Here is an 18,030-nt window from a genome sequence, read left to right as displayed (position 1 = left end):
AGCGTGCCCGGTACCCCGGGGGTGCCGGGTCCTCCCGGCGTGCCCGGGGTACCCGGCGGTGCGCGGGGTCCCGGGCGGGAACGGTGGCTGGACGACGCCGCCGGACCCATCGTCCGCCCCTACGCGGTGACGCGTGGCCGGACCCGCCCGAGCGGGGAGCCGCTGGACATCGTGGCGATCCTCGTCGCGACCGGCGCCCGACCGCCCGAACTCGGCCGGCTCTCGCGCGAGCAGCGCCGCCTGCTCGCGCTGTGCCGCCGCCCGCACACCATTGCCGATCTCGGCTCCGAGCTCGACCTGCCGCTCGGCGTCGTCCGCGTGCTCGCGGGCGACCTGCTGGACTCGGGTTTCGTGCGTGTCCAGCAGTGGTCGGAGCCGTCCGTCCAGCCCCATACCGACCAGAACCTGCTCAGGAGGGTGCTCGATGAACTCCGTGCGCTCTGACCCCCCGCCCGGCGGCCCTTCCAGCGACGGGACCGACGACCGATACGACGGCCCCCGCGTCGCGCTCAAGATCCTCGTCGCGGGGGGATTCGGGGCCGGCAAGACGACCCTCGTCGGCGCGGTCAGCGAGATCCGCCCGCTGCGCACCGAGGAGGCGCTCACCGACGCGAGCGTCGGCGTGGACGACCTCGAAGGCGTGGCGGCCAAGACCACCACCACCGTGGCCATGGACTTCGGCCGCATCACCCTGCGCGACGGCGTCGCGATCTACCTGTTCGGGACGCCGGGCCAGGAGCGGTTCTGGTTCATGTGGAACGAGCTGTCGCGCGGCGCGCTCGGTGCCGTGGTGCTGGCCGACACGCGGCGGCTCACGGCGAGCTTCGCCTCCATCGACTACTTCGAGGAGAAGGGCACGCCGTTCGTGGTCGCCGTCAACTGCTTCGAGGGCGCCGACCGCTACGAGCCGCCGGAGGTCCGCATGGCACTGGACATTGACCAGCATGTGCCCGTCCTGCTATGCGACGCCCGGCAGGAGGTGTCGGCGAAGGACGTGTTGGTGGCGCTCGTCGAGCACGCATTGCGCCTGGCCAGCGGTGCGCCGGTGCCCGGGCCGGGCCCGGGCCACGCGCCGGGGCGTCCGTCGGGACCGCGTACCGCGCCGGGGCTGCGCCTGTGGCAAGCCGTCCCCCCTGCGCGGTCCCCTGTGGAAGAGTGAGGAGCGGCCGGGCGTAGGACGCGTCGCCCGGTGCTGGGGGCGGGCGTCCGGGTCAGGCGTGATCCCCGTCTCCCTGGACGTCCGCTTCCCCGGGCTCCGGGGACCACCCTTCGGGCTCGTGCGGCGGACGCATGATGATCTCGTTGACCGGGACGTCGTGGCCGGACGCGCAGCGCACCTGCGACGCGACCGGTTCGTCGCATCCGGCGTGGGTGAGCATGACCTGGCGGCCCTCCTCGTGCGGGAGGTAGGTCTCGCCCCACTCCATGAGGCCGACCAGAGTCGGCGCGAGATCGAGGCCCATCTTCGTCAGGTGGTACTCGTAACGAGTGCGCTGGCCGGGTTCCTGATACGGCTCCTTGCTCAGCAATCCGGCCTTCACCAGGTGCCGCAGCCGGGCTGTGACGGCGGATTCGGTCATGCCGAGATTGCGGACGAAGTCTCCGAAACGGTTCGTCCCGAAGTAGGCCTCGCTGAGCACCAGGACCGCCGACGGCGGGCCGAGCGCCGACAGCGTCCTGGCCACCGGGCAGTTCTGCATCGACCAGGCGGACCGGTCGGCGAAGTGCCCCTCGAGTGTGATCGTCACGCGGCCGAGTATACGCAGCGAATCCACCTGACTTCTATTGACCAAAGTCAGCCTCCTCGCTAGCCTCCCTGACTATGGTGCAACAAAGTCAGGTTCGCTCCGGGTCGGCTCTCGCCGTGCTCTGCGTCGCCTCCTTCATGGCGGGCCTCGACCTGTTCATCGTCAACGTGGCCTTCGACGACATCGGACGCGACTTCCCCGGGGAATCGCTCGCCGACCTGTCCTGGGTGCTGAACGGCTACGCGATCGTGTTCGCGGCGCTGCTGGTCCCGCTCGGCCGACTCGCCGACCGCTACGGTCGCAAGTCGGGCCTGCTCCTCGGTCTCGCCGTGTTCACGCTCGCCTCGCAGGCGTGCGCCGCGGCCCCCTCCCTGTGGTGGCTGGTCGTCTTCCGCGTCGTCCAGGCGGTGGGCGCTGCGGCGCTCATCCCCACCAGCCTCGGCCTGCTGCTGGCGGTGTTCCCACCCGGACGGCGGGCCGGCGCGGTACGGATCTGGTCGGCATCCTCCGCGCTCGCCGCCGCGGCGGGTCCCGCGCTCGGCGGCGTCCTGGTGGACGTGTCGTGGCGCTGGGTGTTCGAGGTGAACGTCCCGATCGGCCTGCTCGCGGCGCTGCTCGCGCTCCGCTACGTCCCCGACTCCCGCGAGGGCACGGCGGCGCGCGTCCCCGACCTGCCGGGCGCCGCGGTGCTGACGGCGGCCATCGCGCTGCTGGCGCTCGCCCTCGTGAAGATCAATGACTGGCCGGCGCAGCGGACCCTGCTCGCCGTCGCCGCCGCGGTGGTCGTCCTCGGCGGCTTCTGGGCCCGCTCGGTGCGTCACCCGGCGCCGGTGATCGAGCCGTCCCTGCTGGCGGTGCGGACCTTCTTCTGGTCGAACGCGGCCATCCTGCTGTTCACCGTCGCCTTCGCCGCGAACCTGCTCCTCGGCGTGCTGTGGATGCAGCAGGTCTGGCAGTACTCGGCGATCCGGACCGGGCTCGGCGTCGCGCCCGGCCCGCTGATGGTCCCGGTGATGGCGCTGATCGCCGGGAAGCTGGCCGCCCGCGGCGTCCCCGTCGGCCGGATCACCGCCGCCGGGTGCCTGCTGTGCGCGGCCAGCGTCGCGCTCATCGCGGTGAGCCTCGGACAGTCGCCGGCGTACGCGTCCGAGCTGCTGCCGGGCTGGCTCATCGGCGGGACGGGCGTCGGCCTGGCGCTGCCCACCATCCTCTCGGCCTCCGCCGCGGACCTGCCGGCCGACAGGTTCGCGACCGGTAGCGCCGTCGTCAACATGAGCCGCCAGGTCGGCAGCGTCCTCGGCGTGAGCCTGGCCGTCGCGGTGCTCGGCACCCCGCACGGCTACGCCGACGCCCACCGCGGCTACGTGCACGCCTGGTTGGTCGTCGGCGCCTTCATGGTCGTGGCCGCGGCGGCGGGCCTCGGCATGTCCCCGCGGCGGCGTCCCCAGCCGTCCCCGAACGTTCCCGAAACCGAACACGTCCCCGGAAGAGAACAGGAGGCGGTCGCCGGAACCTCGTGAGCAAGGCCATCGTCAGTACGACCCCTGTGAGCAAGACCAGAGCCCGGGCGCGGACGAAACCTTGACCCGGACGGCCCGCCAGGCGGTCCGGTTCGTCCCGTCGCCCACTCGCCACGGTGGGCGCCTTCCATCCGGAGGAGGGCGCCCACTGGGGTGCGACCCCTCTGGTGCCGCCATCAGGGGCCGGGATTGCAATGGACACGCCCTAGAATTGCTGCGGGGTTGGATTACACGGAACCGACGCGGCGGGCTGAGTATGGAACAGGTCGACGGGGTGCGCCGGGCACAGGGCGCGGCACGGCTGCCGTCCGGGCGGCATCGCCTTTCGCGCAGTTATGTGGCCAGCAACCAGCGGGGCCGCATCCTCCAGGCGGTGATCGGCATCGTCGGCTCGAAGGGGTACGCGCAGCTCACCGTCGATTCCGTCGTGACGCTGTCGGCCGTTTCCAAGAAGACGTTCTATGAGCATTTCCGGAACAAGGAAGAGGCGTTCTTCGCGGCCTACGACTCGGTCGCCACGCGGCTGGTCGACGCCGTCTCCGCCGCCTTCGACACGCACGCGGCCCCGGACGCGCGACTGCGTGCCGGACTCGCCGCGCTGCTGGACTTCCTGGCCGCCGAGCCGCTCGCCGCGCGGATGTGCGTGGTGGAGGTGATGGCGGCCGGCCCGGACGCCGTCGCGCGGCGCGACGAGGTGAAGCAGCACTTCAACGCGACCATCGTGACGCACCTGCTGGCGCTGTATCCCGGCTGCCCCGAGCCGGAACTGACCGCCGAGGTGATCGTCGGCGGAGTCCACGAGGTGGTGTACAGCAGGATCAGCCAGGGTGAGGCCCACCTGCTCCCCGGGCTGTGGCGTGGCCTGGTCGGAATGTTCGTCCTCCCGGTACCGCCGGAGACCACCACGGATCGCTAGGTCCGCCCTTCTCCTTGGTTGACTCCCGTCCTTTGGCGCCGTGCTCTGGTTCTCCGGGCTTGGCCGTATCAGGCCATCTAGGGACGCGTCCGGAAACCCTCGTCCGCGTTTCCAGCCTTCGATAAGGACATTGGGTACGTCACCGTACCCCGATGCCGAAAAGGGTCTCCGTGATCATTGGGTACGGCGCCGTACTTGAGAAACGTTCCAGTTTATGTTTCGGTGCGAGGGCCACGGACCCCCCGCCCCTGTGTGAAAGGACCGCTACGGTGCCGAAACCGTCCACGATCGTGCTCCCCGCCCTCGGAGCCGGTGCCCTCCTGCTGGTCACCGCGACCGCGGCGCTCGCCTCCACAACGATCACCTCGGGTGGTGCGCCCTACAACGGCGACGTCAAGGCCACCAACCTCACCAGCACCCGGCTGTCGGGCAACGGGCCGGGCGTCGGCCTGATCACCACCACCTGCACCGGCGCGACCCTCGTCGCCTCGGTGGTCTCCGACGGCAGCACCGGCTCCCTCAAGGACATCGCGCTCACCGGCTGCACCAACAACTTCGGCGGCAGCGACACGATCACCGCGAGCAAGCTCCCCTACACCGGCGGATCGGTGGTCTACGACCCGGTGAAGGGTGGCCGCGACGGCTATCTGAAGATCAACGCCCCGAATCCGAGCGTGGACGTCAAGGCCGTCCTCCAGCTCACCTCACTGGGGCGCACCGAGACCTGCCACTACGGGCTCACGGGCAGCACTCCGCTCACCATCGACCTGTACAACGGCAGCAATCCTGCCCGGCCAGACACCGCGAATCCGCATTCCCAAGCTGAGCTCAAGGGCCAGTCGTTGCAGAAGGTCGCGAACGCCGAGAACACCAGCGGCTGCCCCGCGAGCGCTTCGGCCAACGGTCGGTACCAGATCCTGACCGCTCCCGGCGGCGCCGACCTCGTCCTCGGTCCCTGATCGAGCGCCGCAGGCCGCCCCGGTCCCGGAGCCGGGGCGGCCTCCACACCAGTTCACCGGCAGCCCGCTCCTGTCCCCACCCCACGGAGAACGCTGTGAGACCCCCGCTCCGCCTGCGCGGTCCGGCCACGAGAGCCGTCCTCGCCATCGCCGCCGTCCTGTCGCCCATCGCGCTGTCCGCCGTCCTCGCCCCGCCGGTCTCGGCGGAGCCGATCCCGCGCTTCAGCTTCGCCAAGTGCCCGAAGCTGCCCGCGGGCAGCGACCCCTCCTTCTGGAACTGCAACGTCGCCGTCATCACCGGCGGGCAGTTCACGTTCGGGCGCTTCGACCAGCGGCTCACGTCCCCGATCACGATCACCTACGCGGTGGGATTCGATCCCGAGACCCTGGAGCAGAAGGTGCTCGTCGGCGGCTTCGAGGCCGCGGCGATGCTGGTCAAGCCGGGCATCTTCGGCGACCCGATCCTCACCGCCGTGTACGCGCGTCCCGAGTACGCGGGGTTCATGGACCTGCGGGACGGCGACGTGCTGCTGAACCTCAAGGTCAGCGTGATCAATCCCGTCCTCGGCCAGTCCTGCTCCATCGGGTCGGACGCGGCGGCCGTCAAGCTCCGCCTCACGTTCGGGACGACCAAGCCGCCGCCGCCGAACAAGCCGATCTCGGGCAGCCAGCCGGTCGACGTGTCGAAGAACCCGCCGATCTTTAAGGCGACGATGGTGGACAACTCCTTCGCCGTCCCCGCCGCCCGGGGTTGCGGTCTCGCCGGGGCGCTGAACTGGGCGGTCGACCTCCAGGCGGCGCTGCCGTCCGCGGCAGGGAAGAACACCGCGATCTTCTCCGAGTACGTGAGCTTCAAGTCCTACACCGAGATCCCGTCCTAGCCGCGTCACGAGGGAGCACCCCATGAGAGCGACCCCCGCAAGCCGCGGAACCGCGCTCGCGCTCGGCGTGACGATCGGCACCACGGCCCTCGCGGCACCCGCCGGCGCGTCCGCGGTACCCGCTCGCGAGCCCCTGCCTCCCGGCCTCACCTTCGAGGACTGCCCGAAGCTGCCCGCGGGCGACGACCCGTCCCTGTGGAACTGCAACGTCGGCGTGATCAGCGGCGGGCGTCTCCAGGTGGGACGGATCGACCAGGCGATCGTCAAGCCGCTCAGGCTGACGTACGCGATCGGCTACGACCCCGAGACGCTCGAACAGAAGACGATCGTGGTGCCGCTGAAGGGCGACCCCATCCGGGTGGACGGCGGTGTGCTCGGAATCCCCGGCACGGACGTGCTGCCCGTGCTTCAGGTGAGCGCCAAGCCCACGCTGGCCGCGACGCCCGAGTTCAATGTCGACCCCCAGACGCTGCTGAGGCTCAAGCTCAAGATCGGTGTCCAGAATCCGCTGGTCGGCGACCAGTGCGCCATCGGTACCAAGGACGCCCCGGTCACCCTCTCGCTGACCGTCGGCACGACCAGGCCGCCGCCGCCCAACAAGCCGATCACCGGCAGCCCGCCCGTCGACGTCGCCCCCGACCCGCCCACCTACAAGATGACGCTGGTCGACAACGTGTTCGCGGCGCCCAAGGCCACCGGCTGCGGTCCGGCCAGCCTGTTCAACGGACTGGTGGACTGGCGGGGCGGCCTGCCCGCCAAGGCCGGGACGAACACGGCGGTCTTCGTCCAGTACCTGACCTTCAAGCCCTACACCGCCCTGCCCGCCCGCACCGGCAGATAGCGGCCCGGCGGTCACGCGCCCGGGGCGGTCGCGATCAGCTTGTGGTAGGTGCGCAGGTCGGGGGTGCCGGTCGCCGGGAGGCCGTGCCCGGACTGGAAGCGGATGAGCTTCTTCTTGGTGCGCGGGCCGTGGTAGCCGGTGATGGGCAGGTCGTCGTTGTAGCGCCACTTGTTGAGCAGGACCTGTAGCGCCTTGACGCAGTGGTTCTTCTGGCCGTAGCCGGTGGGCGCGGCGTGGGTGAGCAGGGCCTTCCAGGTGAGGGCGCCGGTGTTGCCGTCGAAGGAGGTCAGGTAGCGCTGCTGGAACGCCTTGACGTTCGCGGTGGTCTTCGGGCCGTAGTGCGAGGGGGCGGGCTGGTCGTAACCGTCGCAGCTCAGGAACCACTGGAGGGCGCGGACGTTCTCGCTGACCTGGCCCTGCCGCAGGACGGGCCAGTAACCGTACGGCGCGGCGTAGGAGGTGGTGTCGGCGGACGCGGGGGTGGCCAGCGCAGTGCCGCTCGCGACGACGGCCGCGGCGACCGTGCTCGCGATGGCGATCCGCTTGAAATTCATGGGGGGGTTCCTTCCAGCTTTTCGGTTATGCAGGATTAGAGGCCGCTTGACCTGCGATTGTTCGGCGATGGCCAGGTTGCGCCAGTGCCGAACCGGGGCTTTTGCTTGACAGTCAAAGGACTCTTCCGGGGGCGGGTCTTGACTGTGGCGGCGGACCCGGAATCATCTCCGGTGTGCGTATGACAAGGCCGATGCGCCTGCTCTCGACGGTTGTGCTGCTGGGCGGGCTGCTGACGGCCTGCGGGGACGGTGGCGGGGAGTCCCTGCTCGACAAGGACACCCTGGTCGTGGGCGTACGGCCGGACCTTCCCGGGCTCGGGCAGCGCCGTGCGGACGGGACGTTCGAGGGCTTCGACATCGACGTCGCCCGGTACGTGGCGGACCGGATCGGGCGCAAGGTCCGGTTCATCCAGGCCTACTCGTCCGACCGGATCCCGCTGCTGACGTCCGGACGGGCGGACATGGTGCTCGCGACCCTGTCAGTCACGCCGGAGCGCAAGACGATGATCTCCTTCGCGGGCCCGTACTACGTGTCCTATCAGGACGTCCTTGTCCGGAAGGAGGAACCGGCGAGGGGCGTCCGCGACCTGAAGGGCCGGCGGTTCTGCGGGGTGGGGGGCTCCGACCCGGTCGAGCGGCTGCTGGCGTTGCACGGGATGGCGGCGCGGATCGTCCCCGCGACGAACTATGACGAGTGCATGGCGAAGATCCGCGCGCGGGCGGTCGACGCGATCACCACCAACGACGTGATCCTGGCGGGGCTCATCCGGCGGGAGGGCAGCGGGTACCGGCTGGTCAACGCCCGGATCAGCGAGCAGAACACCGGTATCGGGTTGCGCCGCGGTGATGTGGACGGGTGCGAGGCGCTCAACCGGGCGATCACGCAGATGTACCAGGACGGCACCGCCCAGAAGCTGATCACCAAGTGGTTCACCGGCACCGGCCTCGATCTCTCGAAGGTGGAGATCCCGCAGTTCGAGGGCTGCGTCTGAGCCGTCCTCAGGTCAGCGCCCCCGCCCGCCCGTCCTTCCCGGCCGGCGCGTCGCGCCAGGAGCTGAGCAGCCTGCGCTGCTCATCGCGGTAGCGGGCGATGCCGGCGGTCTTGACGTCCTCGTACCCCCGGATCATGTCCGGCAGCTCCGCGATCCGCACCGCGAGGTCGTGCCGCTCCGCGTCCAGGCCGGCGAGCAGCTCGACGATCACCGCGCGGTACTCGGCGATCAGCCGCCGTTCGGCCCGGCGGTGCGCGGTCGCGCCGAACAGGTCGAGGCGGGTGCCGCGCAGCCGCCGCATCGCCCGCAGAACGTGGAACGCGGGGCGCGCCGTCCGGCCGAGTGCGATCTTCCGGTCCATGCCCAGGGCCTTGAGGACGGGCGGGTGCAGCATGTACCGGACGGTCGAGCCCGGACCGAACCGCTCCTCGACCCGCCGGGCCAGCTCCGGGTCGAGGTGCAGCCGGGCGACCTCGTACTCGTCCTTGTAGGCCATGAGCTTGTACAGGTTGCGCGCGACGGCGACCGCGAGCCGCTGCCCGGGGACGCCCGCGGCGCGCTCCACGTCCGCCACGCGGAGGACGGCGTCCAGATAGCGCCTGGCCAGCGCGAGGTCCTGGTAGGCGGCGAGGTCGGGGACGCGGATCCGCAGCACGCGCAGCAACTCGCCGTCCGCGCTCGACGCGGCGACCAGGTTCAGCGCGGCGGGCGCCGTGGCGTCCAAGGGCCGCGCGACGGCCTGGACGCCCGCGGCGGCGTCCGCGGATGCACCGTCGGCGAAGCCGGGGTCGAGGACGAGCCGCCGCCCGGCCTGGAACGCCTGCACGTTCGCCTCGACCTGCACGCCGTTGAGGGCGAGCGCCTCCTCGATCGCGGCGGCCGACAGCGGCAGCAGCCCGGACTGGTATGCGGCGCCGACCACGACGAAATTGGCCGTGGTAGTGCCGCCGAACCAGCGTTCGGCGAGTCCGAGGGCGTCCAGCGCGACGAGCCGCGCGGCGTCCGTGCGGTTGGCGATCCGCCGCACCAGCGACGCGCTCGGCGGCAGCGCCGCCGCGGTGTCGGTGATCATCCGTCCGGTAGGGACCTCGCTGGTGGACACGACCGCGGCGGTCCGGCCGGGCGCGCAGCGGCGCAGGTTCGCCTCGGACGTGCCGGCGAGGGAGTCGAACACCAGGTAGGTGTCCGCGCCGCCCGCGCCGACCATCCCCGGTCGGTCCCGGTCGGCGTCCCCGATCCGCAGATGCGACACCACGGCCCCGGCCTTCTGGCTGAGGCCGGTCTGGTCGAGCGCCCGGGCGTGCCGCCCGTCGAGCAGCGCGGCGGTCGCGAGGACCTGGTTGACGGTGACGACGCCCGTCCCGCCGATGCCCACGAGCAGGATGTCCGCCGCCACCGGACGCGCGGCCGGCTCGGGTGGCGCACCGATCGGCGCGAGGGACGGCGCGGCGGCCTTCGTGCCGCCCGGGATCACGGTGAGGAACGACGGGCAGTCGCCGTCAAGGCAGGAGTAGTCCTTGTTGCAGGACGTCTGGTTGATCTGTGTCTTGCGCCCGAACTCGGTCTCCACCGGCTCGACGCTCAGGCAGTTCGACGCGGTGCCGCAGTCGCCGCACCCTTCACACACCGCCTCGTTGATCAGCACGCGGGCGGCCGGGTCCGGCGCCTGCCCGCGCTTGCGCTTGCGCCTCGTCTCCGCCGCGCACGCCTGGTCGTACAACAGCACGGTCACGCCCGGGATCTCGCGCAACTCCCGCTGGACGGCGTCGAGGTCGTCGCGGTGCCGGACCCGGACACCCGGCGCCCAGTCCGTCCCGCGCGGGTAGCGGGACGGGTCGTCCGCCACCACGACGATCCTCGCGACGCCCTCGGCGTGCAGCATCCGCGTCACGGCCGCCGGGTCGGCGCCGCCGTCGGCGTCCTGCCCGCCCGTCATCGCCACGGCGGCGTTGTACAGCAGCTTGAAGGTGATGTTCGTGCCCGCCGCCACGGCCTGCCGGACCGCCAGGCTGCCCGAGTGGAAGAACGTGCCGTCGCCGAGATTCTGGAACATGTGCGCGGTGTCGCTGAACAGCGCCGCGCCGACCCACATCGCGCCCTCCCCGCCCATCTGCGTCGTGCCGATGCTGCGGTCGTTGAACACGGTCATGACGTGGCATCCGATGCCGCTCGCCGCGACCGACCCGGCCGGGACGACCGTCGACCGGTTGTGCGGGCATCCCGAGCAGAAGAACGGCGTCCGGGCGGCGGAGATCAGGTTCAGCGTCGGCTTGCGCGGCCGCAGCACCGGGTCGCGCAGGTCGAGGTGCTGCTCGCCGATCCGGTCGGCGAGCAGCCGGGCGAGCGCCTTCGTGAGGCGGTCGGCGTCCAGCCCGCCGTCCGCCGGGATCAACGGGGCCCCGTCCGGGCCATGCTTGCCGAGCACGGCGGGCCGCTCCGCCGCGTCGTACAGGACGTCCCGGATCTGCGTCTCGACGAACGCGCGCTTCTCCTCGACGACGACGATCTCGCGGAGCCCGTCCGCGAACTCCCTGATCCGGGCCCGGTCGAGCGGATGGATCAGCGCCAGCCGCAGCAGCCGGACCCCGCGCCGGGCCAGCGCGTCCTCGTCCAACCCGAGCCGGTCGAGGGCCTCGCGCAGCTCAAGGTAGGTGCGGCCGGCCGCCACCAGCCCGATCGTCGCGTCCGCCGCGCCCTCGATCCGGTCGAGGCCGTTCGCGGCGGCGAACGCGGTGGCGGCCCGGAGCCGCCCGTCCAGCACCTCGGCCTCCAGGGACGTCGTGTCCTTCAGATCCACCCCCGGCCTGCGGGTCGGCCGCCAGGGCCGCCCCCGCCACTCCCACTCGGGGACGACATGGTCCGGTACCGGTGCGACGTCCACGACCTCATGGGAGTCCGCGACGTCCGTCACGACCTTGAAACCGACCCAGGCCCCGCTGAACCGGGACATCTCGAAGCCCGCGCGGCCCAGCCGCAGCACGTCCCCGATGGACGCGGGGACCAGCACCGGCATGAACGCCTCGGCAAGCGCGCCCTCCGTCGCCGACGGAAGCGTCGAGGACTTGCAGGACGGATCGTCCCCCACCACCGCGAGGACCCCGCCGCGCTCGCTCGTGCCGAGCCAGTTCGCGTGCTTGAACGCGTCCATGGAGCGATCCACGCCGGGCGCCTTGCCGTACCAGAGTCCGAAGACGCCCTGGTAGCGCGGCCCAGGTAGATGCTCCACGAGCTGCGACCCGTACACCGCCGTCGCCGCCAGCTCCTCGTTCACGCCGGGCACGAACCGGATGTCGTGCTCGCCGAGCAGCGCCGCGTCCCGCATGAGCTGCTGGTCGAGCCCGCCGAGCGGCGACCCCCGGTACCCGGAGACGAACCCGGCGGTCGTCCAGCCCCTGCGGATGTCCGCGCGCCGCTGGTCGAGCAGCAGCCGGACGAGGGCCTGCACACCGCCGACGGCGATCCGCCCGCGCTCCAGCTCCAGCCGGTCGCGGAGCGGGTTCCCAGAGGCAGCGATGGTGGTCATGCGTGCATTGAGCCCCCCTCGCTGAGCGGCGTGCAAGATGTGAACGCCACAATTGAGCGGATTGCTCAAGTCAGAACCGAGTTACCCGCCGGAGGTGAGCGTTGTGACGCGCCCCACCCTGCTCGACATCCAGATCCTGCGCCGCCTCGTCGAGCAGCCCCGCATCGGTGTCACCGAACTGGCCGCAAGGCTCGGCATCGCCCGCAACACCGCCCACGCCCGCGTCGAACGCCTCGAACGCGACGGCGTGATCGGCCACCGCGGCCGCGAAGTCGACCTGGACGCCCTCGGCTTCGACCTCACCGCCTTCGTCACCCTGGAGGTGGCCCAAGGCCGTCTCCGCGAGGCCGCCGCCGCCCTGGCCGCGATTCCCCGCGTCCTGGAGGTGCTCGGCATCACCGGCCAGGGCGATCTCCTCGTCCGCGCGGCGGCCCCGAACGGCAGGCAGCTCCACGAGGTGATCGACTCGATCCTCGCCTGCCCGGGGGTCCGGCGCAGCACGACCTCGATCGTCCTCACCCATCAGGTCCCCTTCCGCATAGGCCCGCTCCTGGAGGACGAGGAACGCCGCGCCCGAGCCGAAGCCCGCAGACCAGGCCGCTAGACGGCTCGGGTCGAGACGTTGGTGGCAGGTGACTGACGGGTGGTCGGAGGCGGTGGGCTCCTAGAGGAGCCGACGGCGCCTGGGTGGGCGGCTCTGCCTGACCTCCTCGGCGAAGGCTTCGAGGCTGCTCATCAGCCGGAATTCGGGAGCGCCCATGAGTTCGCGTTCGCGCTCGACGAAAGGTGCGATCGCGTCCCAGACCCGGAGGAACCGGATTCCCATCGTCGCGAGGACCTGCTCGTCCAGCAGGCTGAGCCGCCAGACGAGGATGAGGTTCTGGAAGTAGTAGGCGATGTCCAGCACAGCCCGTCTCGCCTCGTCAGGTAACCCCGACAGGCCGTTGCCGGGCTCGTGCTCGTGCGGTAGCCGCTCGCAGACGAACCGGTAGCGGTCGTGGAACTCCATCGACCGGAACTCGTTGAGGAAGGCCAGGTAGACGGGCAGGTAGGCGGAGCGATGCATCAGGGTCACCTGGCGGTGGGCCAGGTAGGTGGAACAGGCGAGGGCCAGCGCGGACAGCGCGATCGCGACCAGGTTGAGCAGCATCCCGACCACCTCGGATTCGACGGCGATTTCGGTCGGTCAGACTCCTGGGAACAGTGCCGGGTTCCGCCGGGCGGACACGGCCACGGTCGAGGAGGCGGCGGTGCGTGTTGTGGGGAACACCGTGCCCTCCTAGGGCGAGGTCATCACCTTCCGCCGCCGGTGGCCGGGGTTCGCGTCAAGCTCCGCCGGGAGCGCAGCCAGATCTCGCAGGCCGGCGTCTGGAGCAGCTGGGCGTAGGCGACCGGGTGGGGAGTACGGAGGAAGGTGCGTAGCGTCCCGGCGCAAATGAAGAAGGTCATCCGTGAGGCTACGGGCCAGCGGTCTGGCGTTAACCGCATGGACGGCTGTTGGTTCGGGTGGCGTGGCTACGTGTGCGGGGACGGAGGCCAACCCGACGGGGCGTGGGTGCCGGTGGAGCCTGGTACCACGGGTTCGGGCGCGCGGTGTTCGGAGGTGGGAGGAGGCGGTAGGTGTAGCGGCCGCTCTCGTCGGTGGTGATGTGGAGCCGGGCCGGGGCGGTGTGCTTGAAGCGGTTGTGCCATCCGCAGCAGAGAGCGAGCTTGTCGATGCCGGTGGGGCTGTGTCTGAGGACCCAGCCGTTCACGTGGTCGACTTCGCACAGATGGCCGGGGACTTCGCAGCCCTGGACGGCGCACGTCGGGTAGATGGTCTCGAGGACGCGGCGTTGGGCGGGGCTGGCGAACCGGCGGCCGTGGCCGAGGTAGAGCGGTAGGTGGCCGCGTCCCAGCAGCAGCGGGGATACCCCGGCATTGAGGGCGATACGTCGGGCCTGTTCGGCGGGGATGGGGGTTCCGTCGGCGAGGCGGGCCGGGGCGGTACCGCCGGTGAGGGTGTCCAGGTCGCAGATCACGGTGACCTTGGTGGCGGTGTGACCGCCGGAAAGGACGCTGGTGAGGGCCGCCGCCATCCGCTCCGACAGGTCGCGGCGGTCATCGGCGCCTGCGGGCTTGGTGAGTCGGGGAACGGCTGCAACCAGGGCAGGAACGGTGACGCCGTCACGCCGTCTGTTGGGAGGAGGGGGCTCGGCCCGTACTGCTGGGGGCGCCGCTCGTGGCGCCTCAGAAAGTCCAGGGTCGTGTTGGTGGCGATCTTGTAGAGCCAGGCGCGGAGGCTGGAGTGTCCTTCGAACCCGGCCCGGTTCCGCCACGCCTTGAGCAGCGTCTCCTGGACGAGGTCCTCCGAGTCGTCGAAGGAGCCGACCATCCGGTAGCAGTGCACCTGGAGCTCACGCCGGTACGGCTCGACCAGCCCGGCGAACGACCACTCGTCGCCCGTCCGGATCGCCGCCGCCGGCCTGCCGCGACCGCTACGCCTTCTGGCGGCAGGCCGCCGAGCAGTACTCGGGCGCGCGCCCCGGCCTGCCGTCCGACGGCGGAAGGGGCTCTCCGCAGGTGCGGCATACGGGTTCCGGCATGCGCACATGCTCTCACCTGCGGGTGAGGACCTGCCGGACTCCTGCCGCTATCTCCAGGTCCTCGCGGGCGGCGATCACGAGGGCGCGGACGGCGGCGCCGTCGGAGGTGATGTCGGCGTCGCCGTCCGCGGCGGCGTTGCGGTCGGGGTCGACGGCGGTGCCGAGGAAGGCGAGGTCCTCGGCGAGGCGCATGCGGACGGACGGGGCGTGCTCGCCGACGCCGCCGGTGAACGCCAGCACGTCCAGGCCGCCGAGGGACGCGATCATGGCGGCGGCGCAGGCGCGGAGGCGGTGGTGGTAGACGTCCAGGGCGGCGAGGGCGGTCACGTCGCGGCCCTCGGCCAGCTCGCGGATCCGGCGCATGTCACCGGTGCCGGTGAGGCCGAGCAGCCCGGAGCCGTGTTCGAGCACGTCGTTGACGTCGTGGGCGGAGAGCCCGTGCTTGATCAGCCAGAGCGGGATGCCCGGGTCGATGCTGCCCGCGCGGGAGGCCATGACCAGACCCTCCAGGGGCGTGAATCCCATCGTGGTGTCGATGGAGACGCCGTCCGCCACGGCGGCCAGGGACGCGCCGGATCCGAGGTGGCAGACCACCATCCGGAGGGTGGCCGGGTCGGTGCCGAGCAGCTCACCGGCCCGGCGGACGGCGTAGGAGAACGAGAGCCCGTGGAACCCATAGCGGCGCAGGCCGAAGCGTTCCCGCCAGTCGGCCGGGAGCGCGTACGTGGCGGCGGCCTCCGGGAGCGTGGCGTGGAAGGCGGTGTCGAAGCACGCCACGGCCGGGACACCGGGCAGGACGCCGGTGATCTCCGACAGGGCGTGCAGCGACGCCGGCTGGTGCAGGGGCGCGAGGTCGGCGAGGGCGTGCAGCCGTTCGGTGACGGCGTCGTTCACGAGGACGGGGGCGGTGAAGTCCGTGCCGCCGTGGACGAACCGGACGCCGATGGCGTCCGGCCTGGGCATGTCCTTGACCAGCGGCGCCATCTCCTGCCGGGGGCCGGACGCCTCGGTGAGGACCGTGTCGCCGGCGTCGAGCAGGCTCAGTTTCAGGCTGCTCGATCCCGGGTTGACCGTCAGGACGCGCATGTGTTCCCTTCCGTGCGGTCGTGTCCTCGACTCCGCCGTTCAGTACGGCCAGGTCCAGTCGCGGATCTCGGGGGCGTCCTCGCCGTGCTCGCGGGTGTGCAGGCGCAGTTGCAGGCGCCGGTCCGACATCCGCTGCCGGATGTGGGCGACCCGTCCGCCCAGCGAGGGGACGCGGTCGATCACGTCCATGACCAGGTGGAAGCGGTCCAGGTCGTTGAGCATGACCATGTCGAAGGGGGTGGTGGTCGTGCCCTCCTCCTTGTAGCCGCGGACGTGCAGGTTGTGGTGCCCGGCGCGGCGGTAGGTCAGCCGGTGGATCAGGTACGGGTAGCCGTGGAACGCGAAGATCACGGGTTTGTCGGTGGTGAACAGGGCGTCGAAGTCCCGGTCGGGCAGCCCGTGCGGGTGCTCGCGGTCGGGCTGGAGCCGCATGAGGTCGACGACGTTCACGACCCGGACGCGCAGCTCGGGGAAGTGCTGGCGGAGCAGGTCGACGGCGGCGAGGGTCTCCAGTGTCGGGATGTCGCCCGCGCAGGCGAGCACGACGTCGGGGTCGGCGCCGCCGTCCGACGACGCCCACTCCCAGATGCCGATGCCGCGGGTGCAGTGCGCGATGGCGGCGTCCATCGGCAGCCAGTTGAGCGCGGGCTGCTTCCCTGCGACGACCACGTTGACGTAGTCGCGGGACCGCAGGCAGTGGTCGCCGACCGACAGCAGGGTGTTGGCGTCCGGCGGGAGGTACACCCGGACGATCTCCGGCTTCTTGTTCATGACGACGTCCAGGAAGCCGGGGTCCTGGTGGGTGAAGCCGTTGTGGTCCTGCCGCCACACGTGCGAGGACAGCAGGTAGTTCAGGGACGCGATCGGGCGGCGCCACGGCAGCTCCCGCGTGACCTTGAGCCACTTGGCGTGCTGGTTGAACATCGCGTCCACGATGTGGATGAACGCCTCGTAGCTGTTGAACAGGCCGTGCCGTCCGGTGAGGAGATAGCCTTCCAGCCAGCCCTGGCACAGGTGCTCGCTGAGCACCTCCATGACGCGGCCGTGCGCGGCCTGGTGCTCGTCGGTCGGATACCGTTCGCCCGCGAAGACGCGGTCGGTCGCCTCGAAGACGTCCCCGAGCCGGTTGGAGGCGGTCTCGTCGGCGCCCATGATGCGGAAGTCGGACGGGTTGGCCTTCACGACGTCGCGCAGGTAGGCGCCGAGCCGCCGGGTGGGCTCGGTGGTCGTGGTGCCGGGCTTGTCGACGGGCACGGCGTAGTCGCGGAAGTCGGGCAGGGTCAGCGGGCGCAGCAGCAGGCCGCCGTTGGCGTGCGGGTTCGCGCTCATCCGGCGCTCGCCCGCGGGCGCCAGGTTGCGCAACGCCTCCACCGGACGGCCCTCGTCGTCGAACAGCTCCTCGGGGCGGTAGGAGCGCAGCCACGCCTCCAGCTGCGCGAGGTGGTCGGGGTCGTCGCGTACCCCGGAGAGCGGGACCTGGTGGGAGCGCCAGGTGTTCTCGACGGGCAGGCCGTCGACCTCCTTCGGGCCGGTCCAGCCCTTCGGCGACCGCAGAATGATCATCGGCCAGCGTCGCCGCTCGGAGGCCCCGCCGTCCCGCGCGGCGGCCTGGATGGAGGCGATCTCGTCCAATGCCTGGTCGAGCGCGACGGCCATCTTCCGGTGCATCGATGCCGGATCGTCACCGCTCACCAGCGTGGGACGGTACCCGTAGCCGTCGAAGAGCTGGACGAGCTCCTCCTCCGGGATGCGCGCCAGCACCGACGGGTTCGCGATCTTGTAGCCGTTCAGGTGCAGGATCGGCAGGACGGCGCCGTCGTTCACCGGGTCCAGGAACTTGTTGGAATGCCAGCTCGCCGCGAGCGGGCCGGTCTCGGCCTCGCCGTCGCCGACGATGCACGCCACGACCAGGTCCGGGTTGTCGAACGCCGCGCCGTAGGCGTGCGCCAGCGAGTAGCCGAGCTCGCCGCCCTCGTGGATCGAGCCGGGCGTCTCCGGCGCGACGTGACTCGGGATGCCGCCGGGGAAGGAGAACTGCCGGAACAGCCGCGCCATCCCCGGGGCGTCCCGTGAGATCCGCGGGTAGACCTCGCTGTAGGTACCCTCCAGCCACGCGTTCGCGACGGCCGCCGGGCCGCCGTGGCCCGGCCCCATGATGTAGATCATGTCGAGGTCGCGCGCCCTGATCGTCCGATTGAGGTGCGCGTAGCAGAAGTTGAGGCCGGGGGAGGTGCCCCAGTGCCCGAGCAGCCGCGGCTTGATGTGCGCCCGCGTGAGGGGCTCGCGCAGCAGCGGGTTGTCCAGCAGGTAGATCTGTCCCACCGAGAGGTAGTTCGCGGCCCTCCAGTAGGCGTCGATCCGCCGCACGTCCTCGTCGGTCATCGCGACGCCCTCGGTCATACGTGTGCCTCCGGTGCTCGGTGTC

The 18,030-nt window shown here is 71.2% G+C and carries 17 protein-coding genes and 1 pseudogene; 9 read left to right on the top strand and 9 right to left on the bottom strand.

All coding sequences use genetic code 11. From position 1 onward, the window contains the following. The first annotated feature begins 3 nt into the window (after positions 1-3). Both AMA02S_RS11960 and AMA02S_RS11955 read left to right on the top strand, forming a co-directional pair. Entirely contained in the window at positions 4-444 is a 441-nt protein-coding gene (locus AMA02S_RS11960; RefSeq protein WP_245667464.1) for a DUF742 domain-containing protein, read from the top strand. Continuing rightward, positions 425-1,036: pseudogene (locus tag AMA02S_RS11955) on the top strand (GTP-binding protein); the annotation flags it as partial. The gene AMA02S_RS11960 and the pseudogene AMA02S_RS11955, both read left to right, overlap by 20 nt. A gap of 175 nt (positions 1,037-1,211) precedes the next feature. Here AMA02S_RS11955 and AMA02S_RS11950 read toward each other — a convergent pair. Continuing rightward, positions 1,212-1,748: a winged helix-turn-helix transcriptional regulator gene (locus AMA02S_RS11950; protein ID WP_218004913.1), complete on the bottom strand. Its 537-nt coding sequence runs from the start codon at positions 1,746-1,748 to the stop codon at positions 1,212-1,214. A 74-nt stretch (positions 1,749-1,822) separates the two neighbouring features. Here AMA02S_RS11950 and AMA02S_RS11945 point away from each other — a divergent pair, with 74 nt between their 5' ends. The 5 genes from AMA02S_RS11945 (at position 1,823) to AMA02S_RS11925 (ending at position 6,865) form a co-directional block, all read left to right on the top strand. Beyond that, positions 1,823-3,268: an MFS transporter gene (locus tag AMA02S_RS11945; RefSeq protein WP_067456118.1), complete on the top strand. Its 1,446-nt coding sequence runs from the start codon at positions 1,823-1,825 to the stop codon at positions 3,266-3,268. A gap of 256 nt (positions 3,269-3,524) precedes the next feature. Next, on the top strand, positions 3,525-4,184 hold the full coding sequence (locus AMA02S_RS11940) for a TetR/AcrR family transcriptional regulator (RefSeq protein ID WP_067456115.1): 660 nt from the start codon (positions 3,525-3,527) through the stop codon (positions 4,182-4,184). Positions 4,185-4,453: 269 nt separating this feature from the next. Next, on the top strand, positions 4,454-5,143 hold the full coding sequence (locus tag AMA02S_RS11935; RefSeq protein WP_067456112.1) for a hypothetical protein: 690 nt from the start codon (positions 4,454-4,456) through the stop codon (positions 5,141-5,143). A gap of 95 nt (positions 5,144-5,238) precedes the next feature. Continuing rightward, positions 5,239-6,024, top strand: coding sequence for a hypothetical protein (locus AMA02S_RS11930; RefSeq protein ID WP_067456109.1), 786 nt, complete (start codon positions 5,239-5,241; stop codon positions 6,022-6,024). 22 nt (positions 6,025-6,046) lie between these two features. Next, positions 6,047-6,865, top strand: coding sequence for a hypothetical protein (locus AMA02S_RS11925; RefSeq protein WP_067456106.1), 819 nt, complete (start codon positions 6,047-6,049; stop codon positions 6,863-6,865). An 11-nt stretch (positions 6,866-6,876) separates the two neighbouring features. On the opposite strand, the gene AMA02S_RS11920 is transcribed toward AMA02S_RS11925, so the two are convergent. Further along, the gene (locus AMA02S_RS11920) at positions 6,877-7,419 is read right to left on the bottom strand and encodes a peptidoglycan-binding domain-containing protein (protein ID WP_067456103.1); all 543 of its coding nucleotides are present in this window, start codon (positions 7,417-7,419) and stop codon (positions 6,877-6,879) included. Between the two features lie 191 nt (positions 7,420-7,610). Between AMA02S_RS11920 and AMA02S_RS11915 the strand changes: the two genes are divergently transcribed. After that, positions 7,611-8,411, top strand: a complete 801-nt coding sequence (locus AMA02S_RS11915) for a transporter substrate-binding domain-containing protein (RefSeq protein ID WP_084265003.1) — start codon at positions 7,611-7,613, stop codon at positions 8,409-8,411. 7 nt (positions 8,412-8,418) lie between these two features. On the opposite strand, the gene AMA02S_RS11910 is transcribed toward AMA02S_RS11915, so the two are convergent. Next, positions 8,419-11,934: an indolepyruvate ferredoxin oxidoreductase family protein gene (locus AMA02S_RS11910; protein WP_067456097.1), complete on the bottom strand. Its 3,516-nt coding sequence runs from the start codon at positions 11,932-11,934 to the stop codon at positions 8,419-8,421. A gap of 103 nt (positions 11,935-12,037) precedes the next feature. Here AMA02S_RS11910 and AMA02S_RS11905 point away from each other — a divergent pair, with 103 nt between their 5' ends. Beyond that, positions 12,038-12,538: an Lrp/AsnC family transcriptional regulator gene (locus AMA02S_RS11905; RefSeq protein WP_067456094.1), complete on the top strand. Its 501-nt coding sequence runs from the start codon at positions 12,038-12,040 to the stop codon at positions 12,536-12,538. A gap of 60 nt (positions 12,539-12,598) precedes the next feature. Here AMA02S_RS11905 and AMA02S_RS11900 read toward each other — a convergent pair whose 3' ends face one another. The 6 genes from AMA02S_RS11900 to AMA02S_RS11885 form a co-directional block, all read right to left on the bottom strand. Then, a complete protein-coding gene (locus AMA02S_RS11900; RefSeq protein WP_157430524.1) occupies positions 12,599-13,084 on the bottom strand; it encodes a DUF4760 domain-containing protein in 486 nt (161 codons plus the stop codon). Between the two features lie 143 nt (positions 13,085-13,227). Beyond that, positions 13,228-13,383 carry a hypothetical protein gene (locus AMA02S_RS41630; protein ID WP_157430523.1) on the bottom strand — a complete coding sequence of 52 codons (156 nt, stop codon included), beginning with the start codon at positions 13,381-13,383 and terminating at the stop codon, positions 13,228-13,230. A 29-nt stretch (positions 13,384-13,412) separates the two neighbouring features. Beyond that, complete coding sequence (locus AMA02S_RS11895) at positions 13,413-14,012, bottom strand: DUF222 domain-containing protein (RefSeq protein ID WP_067456089.1); 600 nt, start codon at positions 14,010-14,012, stop codon at positions 13,413-13,415. Continuing rightward, positions 13,952-14,527, bottom strand: a complete 576-nt coding sequence (locus AMA02S_RS44970; protein WP_084265002.1) for a sigma-70 family RNA polymerase sigma factor — start codon at positions 14,525-14,527, stop codon at positions 13,952-13,954. The genes AMA02S_RS11895 and AMA02S_RS44970 overlap by 61 nt, the downstream gene beginning before the upstream one ends. A gap of 4 nt (positions 14,528-14,531) precedes the next feature. Continuing rightward, positions 14,532-15,605: an acetate/propionate family kinase gene (locus AMA02S_RS11890; protein WP_067456086.1), complete on the bottom strand. Its 1,074-nt coding sequence runs from the start codon at positions 15,603-15,605 to the stop codon at positions 14,532-14,534. 39 nt (positions 15,606-15,644) lie between these two features. Then, on the bottom strand, positions 15,645-18,005 hold the full coding sequence (locus tag AMA02S_RS11885; RefSeq protein WP_067456083.1) for a phosphoketolase family protein: 2,361 nt from the start codon (positions 18,003-18,005) through the stop codon (positions 15,645-15,647). Positions 18,006-18,030: the final 25 nt, after the last annotated feature.

It is taken from the genome of Actinomadura macra NBRC 14102 (genome assembly GCF_001552215.1).
GTDB lineage: Bacteria > Actinomycetota > Actinomycetes > Streptosporangiales > Streptosporangiaceae > Spirillospora > Spirillospora macra.
Note: the sequence above shows the minus strand (reverse complement) of the source record. Positions and strands in the feature narration are given on the sequence as shown.